The 17330-nt window shown below is 43.4% G+C and carries 17 protein-coding genes and 2 pseudogenes; 6 read left to right on the top strand and 13 right to left on the bottom strand.

The window, feature by feature from the left end:
* Positions 1-106 (top strand): annotated as a pseudogene (locus tag H6F63_RS28355) (IS1 family transposase); the annotation flags it as partial.
* Positions 107-178: 72 nt separating this feature from the next.
* Here H6F63_RS28355 and H6F63_RS28350 read toward each other — a convergent pair.
* A complete protein-coding gene (locus tag H6F63_RS28350) occupies positions 179-418 on the bottom strand; it encodes a hypothetical protein (RefSeq protein ID WP_190421086.1) in 240 nt (79 codons plus the stop codon).
* A gap of 174 nt (positions 419-592) precedes the next feature.
* Between H6F63_RS28350 and H6F63_RS28345 the strand changes: the two genes are divergently transcribed.
* Positions 593-1297, top strand: a complete 705-nt coding sequence (locus H6F63_RS28345; protein ID WP_190640608.1) for a TPM domain-containing protein — start codon at positions 593-595, stop codon at positions 1295-1297.
* Here H6F63_RS28345 and H6F63_RS28340 read toward each other — a convergent pair.
* The 5 genes from H6F63_RS28340 to H6F63_RS28320 all read right to left on the bottom strand — a co-directional run bounded on the left by H6F63_RS28340 (position 1294) and on the right by H6F63_RS28320 (position 6379).
* Positions 1294-1677 (bottom strand): DUF4346 domain-containing protein, encoded by a 384-nt coding sequence (locus H6F63_RS28340; RefSeq protein ID WP_190640607.1) that lies wholly within the window; start codon positions 1675-1677, stop codon positions 1294-1296. The genes H6F63_RS28345 and H6F63_RS28340 overlap by 4 nt on opposite strands.
* A 239-nt stretch (positions 1678-1916) precedes the next feature.
* Entirely contained in the window at positions 1917-2519 is a 603-nt protein-coding gene (locus H6F63_RS28335; RefSeq protein WP_190640606.1) for a Uma2 family endonuclease, read from the bottom strand.
* Positions 2520-2640: 121 nt separating this feature from the next.
* A complete protein-coding gene (locus H6F63_RS28330) occupies positions 2641-3843 on the bottom strand; it encodes a GNAT family N-acetyltransferase (protein ID WP_190640605.1) in 1203 nt (400 codons plus the stop codon).
* A 192-nt stretch (positions 3844-4035) separates the two neighbouring features.
* Complete coding sequence (locus tag H6F63_RS28325; protein WP_190640604.1) at positions 4036-5637, bottom strand: DUF1565 domain-containing protein; 1602 nt, start codon at positions 5635-5637, stop codon at positions 4036-4038.
* A gap of 193 nt (positions 5638-5830) precedes the next feature.
* Complete coding sequence (locus H6F63_RS28320) at positions 5831-6379, bottom strand: DUF2808 domain-containing protein (protein WP_190640603.1); 549 nt, start codon at positions 6377-6379, stop codon at positions 5831-5833.
* Positions 6380-6573: 194 nt separating this feature from the next.
* Between H6F63_RS28320 and H6F63_RS28315 the strand changes: the two genes are divergently transcribed.
* The 3 genes from H6F63_RS28315 (at position 6574) to H6F63_RS28305 (ending at position 8486) form a co-directional block, all read left to right on the top strand.
* A complete protein-coding gene (locus H6F63_RS28315; RefSeq protein ID WP_190640602.1) occupies positions 6574-7500 on the top strand; it encodes a hypothetical protein in 927 nt (308 codons plus the stop codon).
* A gap of 122 nt (positions 7501-7622) precedes the next feature.
* Positions 7623-7796 (top strand): 50S ribosomal protein L32, encoded by a 174-nt coding sequence (gene rpmF, locus H6F63_RS28310; RefSeq protein WP_190421102.1) that lies wholly within the window; start codon positions 7623-7625, stop codon positions 7794-7796.
* A gap of 96 nt (positions 7797-7892) precedes the next feature.
* Positions 7893-8486, top strand: coding sequence for a sulfite oxidase-like oxidoreductase (locus H6F63_RS28305; RefSeq protein ID WP_190640601.1), 594 nt, complete (start codon positions 7893-7895; stop codon positions 8484-8486).
* A 245-nt stretch (positions 8487-8731) separates the two neighbouring features.
* On the opposite strand, the gene H6F63_RS28300 is transcribed toward H6F63_RS28305, so the two are convergent.
* The 3 genes from H6F63_RS28300 to H6F63_RS28290 form a co-directional block, all read right to left on the bottom strand.
* Entirely contained in the window at positions 8732-8938 is a 207-nt protein-coding gene (locus H6F63_RS28300; protein WP_190640600.1) for a hypothetical protein, read from the bottom strand.
* A 235-nt stretch (positions 8939-9173) separates the two neighbouring features.
* Entirely contained in the window at positions 9174-10553 is a 1380-nt protein-coding gene (locus H6F63_RS28295) for an aldehyde dehydrogenase (RefSeq protein ID WP_190640599.1), read from the bottom strand.
* Positions 10554-10706: 153 nt separating this feature from the next.
* Positions 10707-11846 (bottom strand): hybrid sensor histidine kinase/response regulator, encoded by a 1140-nt coding sequence (locus H6F63_RS28290; RefSeq protein WP_190640598.1) that lies wholly within the window; start codon positions 11844-11846, stop codon positions 10707-10709.
* 698 nt (positions 11847-12544) lie between these two features.
* On the opposite strand from H6F63_RS28290, the gene H6F63_RS28285 reads away from it, so the two are divergent.
* A complete protein-coding gene (locus tag H6F63_RS28285) occupies positions 12545-12976 on the top strand; it encodes a hypothetical protein (RefSeq protein WP_190640597.1) in 432 nt (143 codons plus the stop codon).
* A 52-nt stretch (positions 12977-13028) separates the two neighbouring features.
* On the opposite strand, the gene ureC is transcribed toward H6F63_RS28285, so the two are convergent.
* The 4 genes and pseudogenes from ureC to H6F63_RS28265 form a co-directional block, all read right to left on the bottom strand.
* On the bottom strand, positions 13029-14759 hold the full coding sequence (gene ureC / locus H6F63_RS28280) for an urease subunit alpha (protein WP_190640596.1): 1731 nt from the start codon (positions 14757-14759) through the stop codon (positions 13029-13031).
* A gap of 105 nt (positions 14760-14864) precedes the next feature.
* The gene (locus H6F63_RS28275) at positions 14865-15170 is read right to left on the bottom strand and encodes an urease subunit beta (protein WP_190640595.1); all 306 of its coding nucleotides are present in this window, start codon (positions 15168-15170) and stop codon (positions 14865-14867) included.
* Between the two features lie 35 nt (positions 15171-15205).
* Positions 15206-16993, bottom strand: coding sequence for a hypothetical protein (locus H6F63_RS28270; RefSeq protein ID WP_190640594.1), 1788 nt, complete (start codon positions 16991-16993; stop codon positions 15206-15208).
* Positions 16994-17184: 191 nt separating this feature from the next.
* A pseudogene (locus H6F63_RS28265) lies at positions 17185-17316 on the bottom strand (urease subunit beta); the annotation flags it as partial.
* Between the last annotated feature and the right edge of the window lie 14 nt (positions 17317-17330).

Genomic DNA, 17330 nt, shown 5'->3' with positions numbered 1-17330 from the left:
GTCTCGATTAGTCCGAAAAACCTTATCGTTTTCCAAGTCCTTAGAGAATCACATTGGTGCCATTTGGTATTTTGTGCATGATTACAATGCATCATTACTTGTTTAGCACCACCCGTGTAGCAAACGGCACCGATGCCGTAGCCAATATTCTCAAGCGCGATCGCTTGGCTCTTTAAGCTCAAAATGGAATATCGTCGTCGTAGTCGCTATCAGTGGAAAAAGGATCGAACGGGTTCGGCTGAGTATTTTCCGGTTGTGATTGCATATCAATCCAGCGCTTTGCCAAGGAGAGGGCTTCTTCCTCTGTCTTAGCGTTATGAACGGGTATAATACACTCGCCGCCAGCACTCCAAACTTGGACGCAGAACACTGGTCTTGCTTCGATGAGCCAACCCTTGTAAATTTCTGGCGAACTCATAACTGACACCATCCAGAGCGACTACAAGAATATTTTCCTTAACCTAGCACGCTCATACCAGACAATAGCGCTCAAAAGGTTTTTTTAAACGTAACACGTCCGACTAATTTATAGTGAGTTTTACAGGGGTTTATGTAATATTTTTGTTAAACGTTATTTTTGTAATTTCATCAAATGAGACAACTCCTCAAGCAAATCTTCAGGCGGATACTGCCTATCGCCCTAATAGTTTTGGTATTGGGGCTGGTAGCGGCACCAGCAAACGCTACAGGCGTTTATCAAATTCCTAATCTTACCGCAGGCGATCGCGCTTGGATTCTCGATAAAGCTGAAGTCCTCAGCCGTCTAAACGAAGGCGCAATTAGCAAAAATCTAGACGATTTAGCTAAAACTACCGGAAATCAGGTGAGATTTGTGACTATCCACCGCCTTGACTACGGGGAAACAGTGCAAAGTTTCACTAATCAGCTGTTTGAAAAATGGTTTCCCACAGAAGAAGCGCAAGCTAATCAAACCTTACTGGTTATCGATAGCCTGACTAACGATGCGGCGATTCGCAGCGGCGACAAGGTAAAGTCTGTGCTGACAGATGAGATTGCCAAGAGTGTTGCTTCTGAAACTGTACAGGTGCCATTGCGGGAAGGTAATAAATACAATCAAGCTTTAGCGGATGCAAGCGATCGCTTAGTTGCTGTACTCTCAGGAGAGCCAGACCCAGGCCCCCCTCAAGTCACAGATACGGTTAAGGTAGCCAGAACTTTTAAAACCGCAGAAGAAACTGACACTGACAACGCTACCGTTTGGGTAATTGGCTTACTGATTGCCGCCACCGTGATTCCGATGGCAACTTACTTCTTCTATCAAGGCTTCTCCGGCTAATCCTGAACGTACTCCTGCCGATTAACTAAAGCCAACTCAGCCCGAACAAATTCTCGCCCCAGATAAGCTGCATGATCCAGCATTGTCACCGGGCTGGGCTGAGTTTCCTCAAAAATTTTGACGCAAAGTTCCTTAGCGGTTCTCCCAGTAAATAGCGCTGCGTGGGTACGTTCCACCTTGCCTCTTACGGGGATGGGTTTCCCGGTTTCTGGATCGACGGCTAAACCGCGATCGCTAATTATATTGGTGAAATGTTTGGCACAAATTTGTCCAGCTTCCCGATCCAGGTAAATAATAAAATATCCGCCCGGATCTAAGTTAATAAAACGCTTGGAAAGCTTATCATCAATTGCCGCTAAAGTTAAATCAATTTGATTCATACAAAATCAGGCATCATCCACACACTATTTTTCTACCTATTTTCAGTTTAATGCCTTCTCTCTTTTTTTTGCGGTCTATCCGCTATTACCTAACATCTGATGCTAACGCCTAGCGACTGATTCCTCTAAATCCTTCTATTGCTCTACAGCAAACTTAGTTAATTGCTCATACTCTGTGTTTTGACTTATTATTTTATGTGTGGTAAAAGTTTATCCACAAATTACGCAACTTAATATTGTCAATTCCAAACTTCAGTTAAATCTAGAACAAACCCAAGTAAAACATCTTCACCTGACAAAGTTACAGGATTATCCAACACTTCCACATCCTGGCCTTGCCTGTAAATTTCCACCTTCGTGTTTTTTCGGTCAATCAACCAACCTAAACGCGCTCCGTTTTCCATGTATTCCCTCATTTTGGTTCGCAGGGGTTTGATGTTGTCACTTTCAGAGCGTAGTTCCAGCACGAAGTCAGGACAAAGAGAAACAAAGCTTTTTCGTTCTTCGGGGCTAAGAGCATCCCATCTGTCTTGACGCACCCAAGCTGCATCAGGAGAACGATCCGCGCCGTTGGGGAGATGAAAGCCAGTTGAAGAGTTGAACGCCTTACCGAGTCTAGTCTGACGGTTCCACAACCAGAGTTGCCCTTCCATATCCAGGTTTCTGTTCCCTGTCTCGCCTCCTGTTGGTGGCATAAGAATTAACTCTCCTGTAGCAGTGCGCTCTAATTGTAAATCTCGATTAGCGATCGCCAACTCAACGAACTGCTCGTGGGTGAGTGTAAGGGTTAGTGTCGGTGGGATATTGACGGCAATGGCTTGGGGTAAGTTGACTTGTGTCATCGTTTTTGACTTATGACAGCTACTTTTTTAAACGAACCGCTGAGGCACACAGTACACAGAGCAAATGCAAGGAGAGAAGTTTATAAATGATTTAGGATTGCTTTAGATGCAAGATGGCAATTCAATCAAAAGTTATTGGCTTGTCGGTATCACGCTGAGCAAATGGTAACTCTTGGTTAATAGCGTCAATTTCTTGTTGTTCGTAATTGTTAATTTCGTTGATATGATTGCGGAGAATTTGACCAAAACGTGGATTGTAAAATCGGTGCATACTGTGATTGGGCGTAGCTGGGAAACCGCGACGTTTTTTATGCCGCCCACCTGCACCTGGGTCAAAAGATTGGATGTTGTGCGCGATCGCCCACTCAATCGGCGTATAGTAACAAGCATCAAAGTGCAGACAGTCAATATCCTGTAAGCTTCCCCAATAGCGTCCATAAAGTTTGTCGCCCTTGGTGAGACAAAAAGACATTCCCGCTGGTTGACGGTTATCCTGCTCATTGTATGCCGCCACAAATAACACCCGATGCCGATAGTTAGAATGCAGTTGCTCAAAAAAGCGCTTTGTTAGATACTTACTCCCCCACCAGCCAAACTTGTCGCAAGTATCGGCGTAGAAGGTGTACATCAACGGAAACATCTGTTTAGGAATCTCATCGCCAGTTAGGGTTTTCATGTGCAAACCTGCATTCTCCACAGCTTTGCGTTCCCGCTTGATATTGCGGCGCTGATTGGCATTGAAAGCGCCTAGGTAATCATCAAAAGTATTAAACCCATTATTTTGCCAGATGTAGCTGTGATGTAGCCAAGACATGAAACCGTGACGTTCTAGCACCATTTTCCATTGAGGATCTACATAAAGAAAATGACAGCCAGAAATGCGGTTTTGAGAACAAAAATGGTCAATGGCATTTACCATTAACGCTGTTAGCTCATCCTCATCTTCACCTGGTGCAATTAAAAAACGATAGCCTTCCGCTGGGGTAAACGGAGACATACCAAGTAATTTTGGATAATATTGTACGCCCAAGCGTTGAGCTAAATCTGCCCACTGATGATCGAAGACAAATTCGCCGTAACTATGCCCTTTCAGATATAAGGGTGCCGCAGCAATTAAGTTTCTGTCTCGCCACACAGTTAGATGGTTGGGTAGCCATCCTGCTTTTGCCGTAGCGCTGCCAGATGTTTCCATATTGTTGAGCCAATCCCATTCTAGGAAAGGTGTCAACAGCGGCATAGCGATCGCATCCCACTCGGCTTGAGGCACTTCAGAGATTTTGTTAATCCAGGCAACAGAATAACGAGGCTTGAGTTGTTCCACCATTTCAGAAATTGATGAGCTGGATGAGAAAGCCTTCTCTAGGGTAAGTCAACTTTCGCGATCGCATCAAAGTGTTGGCACTATTTCTCGTTTTAGGCTGAGCCTGGGAATGTCTACGTTTCATTCAAGAAAGGGATGCAGAAGCTCCTTAATAGCGTTCCCAGGCCGCAGCCTAGGAACGCAGGTGAGAACGAATCAACCAGTAACGATAAAGGGTGAGTCAATCGGTTGTAGACGATTGGCATCTACCAAAGCTTGATAAACCATCGCTGCTACTTCTGCACGGGTAGCATCACGGGTGGGGTTGAGTTTTTTAAGGTTTGGTTGATTGACAATTATCCGTTTTTGTGTAGCTGTTGCTACTTCATCTTTAGCATAATCAGGAATGCTAGCGCGGTCGTCAAAGGTGTTTAGGGCAGTAGCAGCGCCACCAGTTAGCTTTAGCCCATTAACTAGGGAGACAATCACTTGTACGCGCTGAACATTCTGGTTTGGTTTGAAAGTTCTGTCAGGGAAACCGGAGAGAAATTCGCCGCGATAAGCTTGTTGAATTGCGTTGAAGCCCCAGAAAGTCTGTGATACATCTACGAAAGCGATCGCATTTCGTTTCGCAGGTGGGTTGAAGGCTTTCGTCAGTAAGGCGGCATACTGCGCCCGTGTCATACTCGCATTAGGCTTAAAGGTTTTGTCGGGAAAACCACTGATAATATTCTGCTCGACTAATTCCTGAATAAAGGCAGCAGCCCAATGTCCGGCAATGTCGGTTAACTCAACTACAGTATCACCGCCTGCTCCGCCACCTGCTCCATCACCTGCTCCGCCGCCTGCTCCACCGCCACCGCCTGCTCCACCGCCACCGCCTGCTCCATCACCTGCTCCGCCGCCACCACCTGCGCCACCACCGCCTGTTGTATCGACGGGGGGAGTTTGATTATTAACTAACTCCACATTTCCCTGAACTTTAGCCGGATTCATCTGATTTCCCACAGCAACCAGCTTGTTAGAACTGGTATTTTGCAAATCAAATTTATCGTTATACCGCAGGATATTTCCCCCAGGATCGGAGTTAGTACCTAAATCTGGTAAAGCTGTAGTAATTACTGTTAGTCCATCGTCAGTATTTCGTTCACTCAGATTATTCCGCAGTTTCGGGCGAGAATCACCAGACACGAATATCCCAGAGCGATTTTCCGAAATTTGGTTATCTATAACTAGGGGTGCGGCACGTTCAGCAATGCTAATTCCATAACCTGTATTCTTACAGGTATTACCCCGGATTTCGCCTCTGGCATCCCCTGCCAAGGAAATACCATTGCCTAGGTTTTGCGTAAACAGATTACCTCTGATTACTGGAGTACCATTGGCTGTAACAAAAACTCCCTCGCGTTTGCTATTAATAAAGGTGCAATTCTTCACGGTGGGGGCAGTCGATTCAATCCAGACGGCAGTGCCACGGCTAGAGAGATTGGTAACGGTTACTCCTACCAGTTGGGCATTATTTCCTAAAACCATTGTCACGTTTTGTCCGCCAGAAGAGTTGGGACTGCTGTAGGTTCCGCTACCTTCGATTAAAATGCCACTGCCTTTATTAGCTTCATTACCGATAACTATTACGCCAGATGGCACTCTCAGGGGAAAGACTTCGCCGTTGGCTGCATTATAATTTCCTGCCGAGAGTTGAATTGTTGTGTCGGATTGAGCTTGAGTGAGAGCTTTGCTAATCGTTTTGAAAGGCGCTGACTGACTGCCAGCAGCGTTATCATTGCCAGTTACTGGATTGACGTAAATTTGAGCCATAGTGATCTTGAAATATGGTAATAAAAGCATTAACCGCTTGCAATTTTACCCATTCTATGCAGGTAATTCAAACAGCTACATTGCCAATAAGAGCGTATCCGGAAAATAGGGCAATTGGTTTTAAAAGCTACATTTTGAGAGTTTTGTTAGTGAAATCTGGTTTTGAGGCGATCGCAAAGAGGACAATTTTTTTCTAGAACGACGAATAAAAGTGCAAGCGTCCCACACCCAAATCTAAACCATAAGCTTTCTCCCCGGCTGGAAAAGCTATAACTCGGAACAGGTAGACACCGCTAGTCCAGGGGTTGCGTACTGGATCGAGTCCAATCGTAACAGTCTTACCCGGAGGTACTGGGAGATCGAAGGTGACAGTAATGGTGCCTGTTTTGTCGTCCTTTGTCACTGCTTTGAGTCTTAGCTTCTCACCTTTGCGCTCAGGAGTGCCTTCAAATGCTACGCTATCTTTGAGTCGAAATCGAATGTCATCAAATCCTTGATTTTGAGCGATCGCAATCCGTTGAAGCGGTTCACCAGCATTTTCTGGTAAGCTGACGGTGAAATAATAGGTAGCTCCCGGTACATTAACAGTTTCAAAGGTAGTGGAAGCATTAACCAGGCGGGGCGACTTGTCAAAAGAAACTGTACCATCTGCCAGTCGAATTGCGACAGCCGAGGGATGGGCAATTCCCCAGATGCTTGCTGCTACAGCTAGGGTGGAGCCGAAAAGAAATGAAAGGCGCATTGCTTCAAAATTAACGACAAGAAGTGTTGTTATTTTAATGAAAGCGATCGCTTTCCCGGTAAAATCTCTCTACAGTCTGGAGTAGTTCTCCGCCACGATAGAGGTAAATTGCATTTTTGTAAGGCATTATCTTTAGTAAGAATAACGCTTAAAGTTAGCGATTTCACGCTGTGAGTAAAAAGTAGGTGGCGATTGTGGGCGAATCTATCTCTTTTAATTTCAAGGCTCTACCAGGAATCGAGTTTAAGGTCAAAAGATCCCGGAAGTCTTTTGTACACCGATTCCTTGCACCGCTGAGTTTAGTTGGTATCTTGGGTTGTACGGGAGTAACGTGGTTAGTGTCGAGCGCTCTTGCACCCCAGATTGCCCAAGCTTACACCGCGCGTGTTGACCTTCGCATGGTCGGTCAGCCAAACGAAACCTACGAAGGCTTGATTCGCCGAGCCGAGGCGGTAGCGAGAGCCGCAGCACAGCGTAGCTTTGACCGGGACATCTTAGTAACAGATGTTGCGGTGATGATTATGGGGCAAAATCAAGGTGCGATCGCGCCAATTCTGGCTCTTAAAGTCAATCGCGGCGCATGGAGAAGCCGCCCTGATGTCTCTCGTTGGGCAACTTACTTTCCCAGTACCAAGGCTTTACTCGGCTTTAGAGATGATGTAATACCAGACTCCCAACCAGCACCAGCAGCCTCTCCTCAACAAGCACCAGCAGCCGCGCCACCGGCAGCTCCCCCAACAACTATAACTCCAGGTAACGTTAGAGATATCCCACGACCACCTGCTGGAGGTACTCCACGAAACCAGGCACCTGGAACTGCCCCCGCAGCTGCTCCTGGTACTGGGCAAACCCCAGGTGGAGCGGGTGCTGGAGGCACTCCACAAAACCAGGCGCCCGGAACTGCCCCCGCAGCTGCTCCTGGTACTGGACAAGCCCCAGGTGGAACAGGTGCCAACGCGCCGACACTTCCTTCTGCACCAACGCTTCCAGGGGGAAATACGAACAATCCGAATCCCACAGAGAATATTCCGAATCCCACAGAGAATATTCCGAATCCAGCACAGAATCTTCCTAATCCTGCCACGCCAGCACCTGCAAGAGGAACGAATGGACAGCGGTAATCACAGAATGAAGTTGTCGCTGCCCAATTGGTTTTTAGCAAACTTGAGAGGTTAACTAGATTGCACTTGTCAAGGAATCTCTTACAATGGGAAGGCTGTAACCGATTGCCTCATTAACAATCATGGCTGTTCCAAAGAAGAAAACGTCAAAATCCAAGCGCGATAAGCGCAAAGCTACCTGGAAGCACAAGGCGACGATTCAGGCTCAGAAAGCCCTCTCGTTGGGCAAGTCAATTCTGAGCGGGCGTTCTAAGTTTGTGTATCCAACACAAGAAGAAGAAGCCGAAGAAGAATAATTCGACCTGCTGGGATGTCCGAGCGCCTTTGGGCGCTATTTTTTTAGCTGTTGTGCATAGTAGATATAGTACCTAAAACGCTTTTCTACTTGACTCATGCTAGGAAAATTTTTCAAAAAACCAGAATCGCCAGATAGCGATCGCACTCCTCCTGGTCAATATCTGACCAAAGGGTTCCCAGTGCTAACTTACGGCAATACTCCCCGCGTCAACGCTGATACCTGGCAGTTTCGCGTCTGGGGTTTGGCAAAAGAAAAAACTTTCAGTTGGGCAGACTTTATGGCTATGCCCCAACATGACTTTACTGCTGATTTCCACTGCGTCACTCGCTGGTCTAAACTCGATGTGCAGTGGACTGGCGTTAAGGTTACAGACTTTATGAAGCTGGTGGAGGTTGACCCAAAAGCTGCCCATATCATGGAACACTGCTATGGCGGCTACACCACCAATATCTCTATGGACGACTTTGTGCGGGAAGAAAACTTTTTTGCTCACACCCTATTTGGAGAACCATTACCCGCCGAACATGGTGGCCCGATGCGGCTTGTTGTTCCTCACATCTATGCCTGGAAAAGCGCTAAATGGATTAATGGTTTGGAATTTCTCAGTCAGGAAGAGTTGGGTTTTTGGGAGCGGAATGGCTACCATCGCCGGGGGGAGCCGTGGGCGGAAGAGAGATATAGCTATTAAGCCATTGGTGATTAGTCATTAGTTAGAGGCGAAGGGCTAGAAACTAAAAAGCGCACTTCGTGCCGCTTCCTTAACATAACTTCGGCCTTGCGTTATATAAATAAAGCCTGCTTCAAGCAGGCTTTATTGTTGGCGCATCATCCGAACTTTTTTTGCTCGCCCTTGACTAAGCTCTAACGCGCAGGGCGCGCCAACAGTCGCCGGGTATGTTCGCTCACTGCGTAGAGAGGTTATCTGTAACCTCTCTACGCAAGCTTTTTTGCCGTACTCATTAATTGTCGTGACTCTTGCTTGACAAAGCCAGCTATTGCTGCGCGCTGCAATTTTGTCAAAGCTTCTATGTCTTCTAAGTCATAGTCAATTGCTAAAAGCTGCCGCAGTTGCTCTTCGGCTTCAATTGTCAAACAGCCATTTTCAATCACTTGTTTAACTACTTCACAGATTTGGGTCATAGAATCTACCTTTTGTGCGCTATAAGTAGTATTCCGTCTGGCTGTATAACTTCTGGTGATGCTTCGGCTGGAAATTTGTGATGTTCTATGGGAAACCTTCGTGATGGAGTGGTTAATTTTTGAGTGAGCTAAATCACAAGTTGTCCGCTGTCAGCAGTCAGCAAAGAGTTGTCGGGTTATAACAATCCAACCTTGACAACTTGAGAACTCTCAAACGCCAACGGACAATGGATAACTATTTAATCAGCGACTTGAGTAACTTGAGCTTGCCAAGGTAGGGAGCGTATCTTAACTTCACGTCAACCAAGAAAGATTTGTTGAGAACGCTTTTTTGATGGGAAAATGTATCAAAACCTGCTTTGCCATGATAACTACCGATACCGCTCTCCCCAACACCGCCAAATGGTAAATCTAGGACAGCAAGGTGCATAACTGTATCATTGATGCAGGCACCCCCTGATGATGTCTGGTGTAAAACTCTCTGTTGCTTTTGTTTATCTGTTGAGAAGAAGTAGAGGGCGAGAGGTTTCGGTTTGGCGTTGACAAGCGCGATCGCTTCCGTTAATTCTGTATATTCGATTACTGGTAAAATAGGCCCAAAGATTTCTTCTTGCATCACTGCATCTTGCCAGTCAACCCCTTCGATCAGTGTGGGAGCAATGTATTTCTCAGATGGATTTGTGTCTCCACCAATTACAATTTCCCCGTTGTCTAAAAATTTACAAAGACGATTAAAGTGTTTTTGATTAATAATTCTGGCATAATCAGGACTTTTTTCCGGGTTCTCTCCATAAAATTCGCTAATACATTTTTTGATTTGCTCTAATAAATCTTTTTTAATTTTTCTATCTACTAAAAGATAATCTGGAGCTACACAGGTTTGACCTGCATTCATAAACTTACCCCAAACTATTCGTCTAGCTGTATATTCCAGGTGAGTTTTCGCATCAACAATACAAGGAGTTTTTCCACCTAGTTCTAGCGTTACTGGTGTCAAATGTTTTGCCGCCGCCGCCATGACAATTTTTCCAATTTCACCGCTACCCGTGAAGAAGATATGGTCAAATTTTTCTTCTAGTAGCTGCTGACTGGTGTCTACGCCGCCTTCAACTACAGCAACAAACTCTGGATTAAAGTATTTTAGGATAATTTCAGCTAGCAGGTGGGATGTGTTTGCGGAAATTTCGGAAGGTTTTAAAATTGCACAATTCCCAGATGCGATCGCTGCCACTAAAGGAGCGATTACCAGTTGAAATGGATAGTTCCAGGGGCCAATGATCAGAACCACACCCAAAGGCTCACAATATATCTTTGCTGTGGATAAAAACTGGGTAATTGGTGCCTTTATTTTTTTTGGCTTTGTCCAGTTATTAATATTTTTTAGAGCATTATTTATTTCTTCTAAGCAAAATGCTATCTCCAAGCCATAAGCTTCAAATTCTGGTTTGTTTAAGTCAGATTGCAAAGCCTTTAATATAGCTTCTTTATTATCTAGAATCGCTTTCTTTAATAGTTTTAATTGCTCAATCCGAAAAGATATATCTTTGGTTTTGCCTGTCCCAAAAAAAATGCGCTGTTTATCTAGGACATCACTAAATTTTGGTACTTTTAGCATTTTGGTTTCTTGTACTTGATTTTATATTTTTGATTTTAGGTATTATAAAATCGATAGCGCTAACGCTTACGCGCTGGCTATAGCAACAGTATAAGCCATGCGATCGCCAACGGAGGCGAAGAAACTCCTTTGCCCCCGCAATAGGCTCTCATGTCAGTGTTGAACAGGAAGGCTAATCCTGAATAAACTACCTTTCCCCAACTCTGATTTAACCTCAATTGCACCTTGATGAGCTTCCACAATCCGACGAGATAAATGTAGTCCTAAACCACTACCGGAACGCTTGTGGTTCCCTTGACGAAATCGCTCAAATAATACTGCTTGATCTTCTGGGGGAATACCAGGGCCAGTGTCTTGGACTTCAATAAGGAGGGAAGGAGTATCGGAGTCACCAGTGCTAGTATCTGGTACCATTCGGACAACGACTGAGCCTTTATCTGTAAACTTGATGGCATTTCCAATTAAGTTGGTAAAAACTCGGTGAAGTTCCAGGCGATCTCCTACCACTTTGCTATTAAGTTTATTATGAGCGTCCTTATCTCCTACATCCAGCACCAAAGACAAATTTTTTTCCCCAGCTAAGGGAGTAAGTTCTTCAATAACTTCCTGAAGCAGTTGCTTTAGATCAATGGGGGAAAAAGTCAGGGTCTTACGACCTGCTTCATAGCGATAAACTTCTAGCAAGGTGTTGACCATTGCCAGTAAGTTGCGGTTGCTACGAGCCATTGTAACGACGGCTTCCTGCATCCCTGGCGCGAGTTCTCCCAATGCTCCTTGCTGAAATAAAGCCAGCATCCTCTCAGCTGCGACTATTGGTGTCCGCAAGTCATGAGTGAGCCAGGAGACAAAATCTTCTCGCTGACGAGCAATTTGGTCGCGTTCGTCTACGCTGTGTTTTAGCCGCAGTAGCGATCGCACCCGCGCCAGCAATTCATCTACTTGCACTGGTTTACGAATAAAATCATCCGCACCTGTATCTAATCCTTCCACGACGCTGGCGTGATCGTGAGCCGTGATTAGTAAAATCGGAATAAACGGCAACTTAGTATTGTCTCGTACTCGTTTGGTGACTTCATAGCCATCCATCCCTGGCATCATCACGTCCAACAATACTAAGTCTGGTGGGCCTTGTTGGATTTCAGCTAGGGCAGAACGACCATTCTCCGCTAATGTAATTTGATATCCCTCTTCTTCCAGAATGGTTTGAACGAGAAACAAATTATCCGGAGAATCATCCACAACTAGAATACGGTCAGTTTTAGAGGCTTGAGTGATACTCGAATGATTCTTCATGAAACGGTAGGTTTACAACAAAACTTATCAAAAATTCAATCTTCTCAAATTTTCAGCTATCACGTATCATTCTTTACGCCTAAGGTATCATTTTGCCTCATTCCCAGGAAGGATTCTTAAGAATCCTTTTAAGCAAGTAGTCTGAGCTTTTTTAGCTTTTACCTGCCATCTGTAATAGATTAGTAATTTTTACTACAGTGACATAGCTAAAAAGCTTACGTATGTTTGATGAAGCAACTTGGGATTCATGGGTGAAACACCTATGTTATCAACTGGGGACTGGGAAACAGAATAATGCAACTCTTTTCTCTTCCTCCTCACCAATTATCAATCTCCAGTAAATTTTTCTGAGTCCTATACATCTGGCTGTTAACTGGGAAAAAGCCGCCAAACTATGCTGTATTTCCAATTCTATAAAGATAAAACTCGAAGAATACAATCTTTTACCCTCTGGGGATTTCAATTTTTGTGAACTGTAGATTGTCATAAGTTTTGTAAAAGTTCTTTGAAAAGTGATCGCAACCATCAGCAGCAAATAAGTTTCTCTGCCATCTTGCATAATTCTCAGTAAGTAGCTAATTATTAATATGCCTTATTCGGGTTGACACATCCGCCCAATTAAATCTGTATATAACTATCGATAGATTGACAGCATAATCCAGTGTTGTAGATTTAAGCAAAATTTAAAGTTAATCTCTATGGGTCGATCTGCTTCTCAATCAAGTCCAACCATCGGCAACAAAAAAGCTCCAAATCGCCGTCCTTCCCCCAAAGGCCCTGTAAAACTTGTAACGGGCATCTACTTTTGTGTGCTTATTTGTACCACGATTGGGTTAGTAATGCTAAGCAGCGGGAAAATGACGGTTGGTGGCGTTCCGTTACCGATTGTTATCAGCTTTTTGAACGATCAAACTGCGCGAGATGCTTACTTTTCAGGGAAAAAAACTAAACTCCACGATCGCCTTGATGACATGGGCATTGAAGAACAAATGAAAAACTTTTATCGCCCCCAGATTCCTGACGAAGCAAAGCTAGACCAGCACATTCATCAAATTCTTTATGAACGCACTGGCTATGTGGGCGAACAATATCGTGTAAACGCGCAAGGGTTTTTGGTCTTGAAAGATTGATCAGTTGTCTTGACTCTTGACCATTGGGCGACAACGCACAACAGACAAAAAATCAAAATAAAAAGTAGCGTTGCGCTAAGGGTAGGATGGTTGCGGGTTCGCAGGTGAGTAATTCTCCATCGGCTCTAACTTCGTAGGTTTCAGGGTCTACTTCTATGCGAGGGAGAGCATCATTAAGCTTCATGTCCCGCTTGCTCAATTGGCGCGTACCAGATACCCCAACTGCTGGCTTTTGTAAACCAAGTTGAGTGGGGATGTTTTTTTCTAAGGCAGCTTGGGAAATAAAGGTGAGGGAGGTGGCAGCGATCGCACCCCCAAAACTGGCAAACATCGGACGCATATGTACTGGTTGCGGGGTGGGGATACTAGCATTGGCATCTCCCATCTGCGAGTATGCGATCGCTCCCCCTTTAATCACCATCTCTGGTTTCACGCCAAAAAATGCTGGTCGCCAGAGGCACAAATCAGCCAGTTTCCCCACTTCTACTGAACCGACGTGCTGAGAAATCCCGTGAGCGATTGCCGGATTTATCGTGTACTTTGCTACATAGCGCTTCGCCCGAAAATTATCTGCCCTTTCTTGCCCCTCTCCTTGCAGGAGAGGGGTTGGGGAGAGGTTCCCCCGCTGTACTTTCATTTTGTGCGCCGTCTGCCATGTGCGAATAATTACCTCACCTACTCGTCCCATCGCCTGAGAATCTGAGGCAATCATGCTAAATGCGCCTAAATCGTGCAGAATATCCTCAGCCGCAATCGTCTCGCGCCGAATTCGGGACTCGGCAAAGGCGACATCTTCGGGAATGCTTGGATCGAGGTGATGGCAGACCATCAGCATATCCAGGTGTTCATCTAAGGTGTTGACGGTGTAAGGACGTGTAGGATTGGTGGAAGAAGGTAGTACGTTGGCTTCGCCGCAAACTTTGATGATGTCCGGGGCGTGACCTCCCCCAGCACCTTCCGTATGGTATGTGTGGATAACGCGATTTTTGAAGGCATTGATGGTAGTTTCCACAAAACCAGCTTCGTTCAAGGTGTCGGTATGAATTGCTACTTGTACATCATATTCATCAGCTACGCTTAAGCAGGTATCAATGGTTGCGGGTGTGGTTCCCCAGTCTTCGTGCAGCTTCAAGCCCATCGCTCCGGCTAAAACTTGCTCTACCAATCCTTCCGGCTGGCTACTGTTGCCTTTGCCCAAGAAACCCAGATTAATTGGAAAGGCATCGGCGGCTTGCAACATTCTGTAAATGTTCCAGGGGCCAGGGGTGCAGGTGGTAGCATTCGTACCCGTGGCGGGGCCAGTACCGCCGCCAATCATAGTGGTGATGCCGGATGCGATCGCTACCTCAATTTGTTGCGGACAAATAAAGTGAATGTGACTGTCAATTCCGCCAGCAGTGAGAATCATCCCCTCGCCAGCAAGTGCTTCGGTTCCTGGGCCAATAATAATATCTACGTTGTCTTGAATATAGGGATTTCCCGCTTTACCAATTTTGAAAATTCGCCCGTCTTTAATGCCAATATCGGCTTTAACAATTCCCCACCAATCTAGAATTAGGGCGTTGGTTATGACTAAATCTACAGCACCAGCAGCGTTAGAAATGGGGGATTGTCCCATCCCGTCTCTGATAACTTTGCCGCCGCCAAATTTCACTTCATCCCCGTAGGTGGTGAAGTCTTGTTCGACTTCGATAAATAATTCTGTGTCAGCGAGACGAACGCGATCGCCTACTGTGGGGCCAAAGGTTTCGGCGTAGGCGCGGCGATCCATGCGGTAACTCATGCTTCACTCCTTTTATTTTTAACGCAAAGGTACAAGGGAGGTTAACGCAAAGGTACGCGGAGTTTCTTGCCGATATCTTTGGCGTTACGAAAGCGTTTAATAAGTTTATAGCGAACCGTTGATTTTCGCATTGAAACCGTAAACTTGACGGCTACCTGCAAAGGGTACTAATTCTACTTCTTTTTCATCTCCTGGTTCAAAGCGTACTGCTGTCCCGGCTGGGATATTAAGCCGCATTCCTTTGGTTTGTTCCCTATCAAATTCTAAGGCTTCATTTACTTCAAAAAAGTGATAGTGGGAACCAACTTGAATCGGGCGATCGCCAGTGTTTGCTACTTGAATCTTTACTGCGGGACAACGCGCATTAAGTGCGATTTCTCCTTCTTGTACAAGAATTTCACCTGGAATCATTTCCTTTCTCTATTTTTTATACTATCTTATTACTTTCAATATAACTCGTTTTCATCAATAAGATGATTAAAAAGCTTTCTTCTTTTTAAAACTGTACTTTTAAAACTATACTTTTTAGCATTAAGTTCAGAGCTGTTTCCGACTTTTATTATGTTGTCATCTATTCTAGTTAATTTATTATTAATCATATTTAAGATAATTACTTTTGAGTCCCAAAGATTTCCTACACCCAAATAGAACCAAGTCAAATTAGTTACCTTCCAAGTTATTTTGCCATCACTAGCTTGTTTTTTCCAATTTTTATCAATTATAAACAATGTAGGCCGAGCATATTCATCCCAAGGATTTTCAGCAAACACAGCAGGAGATCTCTTGTTTGGTAGCTGGTATATTTGCTCTAAAACTATTGGATCTGCCCAAGAATGCGTTAATATATATTTTGTTTCTGGAAGCTGATTGTTTACAACAAGAATAACTGTTTTTTCATCTATATCGGGTGAGGCCGCAATTACTCCTGTCCAAAATTCTCTTTGATTCTGCCAACTCTGCTTAAAATCCCTTTGTATTGTAAAATGATATCCAACTAATATGGAAAAATAAAAAGCTAATATAATAGATAAACATTTCTTTTTTTGACTGGTATTGGCGATATAAAAAATCAAGGAAGACACACAGGCAAAAATGAGGGAACCTCCAAAAGTTGCAGCCAAATGTTCAGAAGTAAAGCGGCCATACTCTGTTGCTGGTGGATAGTGAGGATCGCTAAATGAAATTGGATAGCTAAAACAAAGCAGTATTACTCCTGTTATTAATAGTTTTAATATTTTTAAGTAATAACTATCAAAGTTAATATTTTTATTTAAAGCGCCACTATTAGTGCTAGCTAGCAAATCATCTTCAAATTCTTCAAAATAATTAAAGTCTAATTTTTGAATAATCCAGATAAAAAAAGCTAGAGTAACAACAAAAACAACCCAAGTTATTTTATTCCATTCAAAAATAGCTGAAAATGGAGTTTTAAAAAATAAAGACATACTTGTACTAGAGCCAATAATTATTGAGGAAATTATTTTTTCTGGAATTGAAGATAATTCAGAGTTCATTTTAATAACTCTACTTTCTCCAGTTAATGTACGGATAAGTACTATTAAAAGCATCATAAAAGTTAAAATGAAAGTGTGTTTTACCAGTTCATATATTAATTTTTTAGTCCATTTATATTTTAATAAAGGAATAGCAAAAAACAGTATAAATACTGATTCATAGGAAAGCAAAGACCCCATAATTAAGAAATATGAAATTGTTTTTCTATTTGACAAATAACAAAAAGTTGCAAGTAACAAAAAAGTCAAAGATGTTTGCAATATAAAAGCATGAGTCAATAAAATTTTTGTAGTGTCTGCTGGAAAAAGACAAAAGGCTAAACCTCCCATTAAAGCTAATGTTTCTGAACTTTTCCGTTTAAGAATTATATAAAATAAGTAGGAGTTTAGAGTGACAATTGCAAACCCAGTTAAGTAAAGAGCTGGTAATCCCCCAATGTTGTAACCTATAAATGAAAATAATGAAGCTAGATAAAAACCAACTGGTCTTCCTTGAGGCCAAGAAATAAAATACTGTAATTTGTCCCAAAGATAAAATGTATCTCCCTCTATGCCATCAGATATAAAAACATAATCATCTTCATATAGCCCAAAATCTCTAAAATAAAAAAAGTGAGCAACCCACGCTGTAATAGATAGTAAAGCCAAAACTTTAAAATTATTTTTGATTAAAAACAATTTATAAATATTAATAAGCTTTTGACGATGGGTTGCTTTCATTTTTTGATTTATTAGCTCATCTTAATTATTATATTGTGGTTTAGCTTACTACATCCCGGACTGAGGCACAGATATGCTTGCTGTCTATCAAAGTATAAAGCGCTACTATCCTCAAATAAAACCTATATTGGGTGATAAAGTTAAAAAACTGTAACTTTGTTTAACCCACGAAGCCAATATTAATTGTAAACTTCATAGGAATAATGATGAAAATCAGTTTTACTCAGGCGATCGCCTGAATTAGCAACTATTACTCTGAGAGTAGGACGGCCTGTATTGAGTTCAATTTCTCCGTCTTGTACAATAATTTCCCCTGGAATCATATTAAACTCCAATT

This window comes from Trichocoleus sp. FACHB-40, assembly GCF_014695915.1.
GTDB classification, from domain to species: Bacteria; Cyanobacteriota; Cyanobacteriia; order Cyanobacteriales; family FACHB-T130; genus Funiculus; species Funiculus sociatus.
This window is presented reverse-complemented; position numbering and strand designations above follow the sequence as displayed.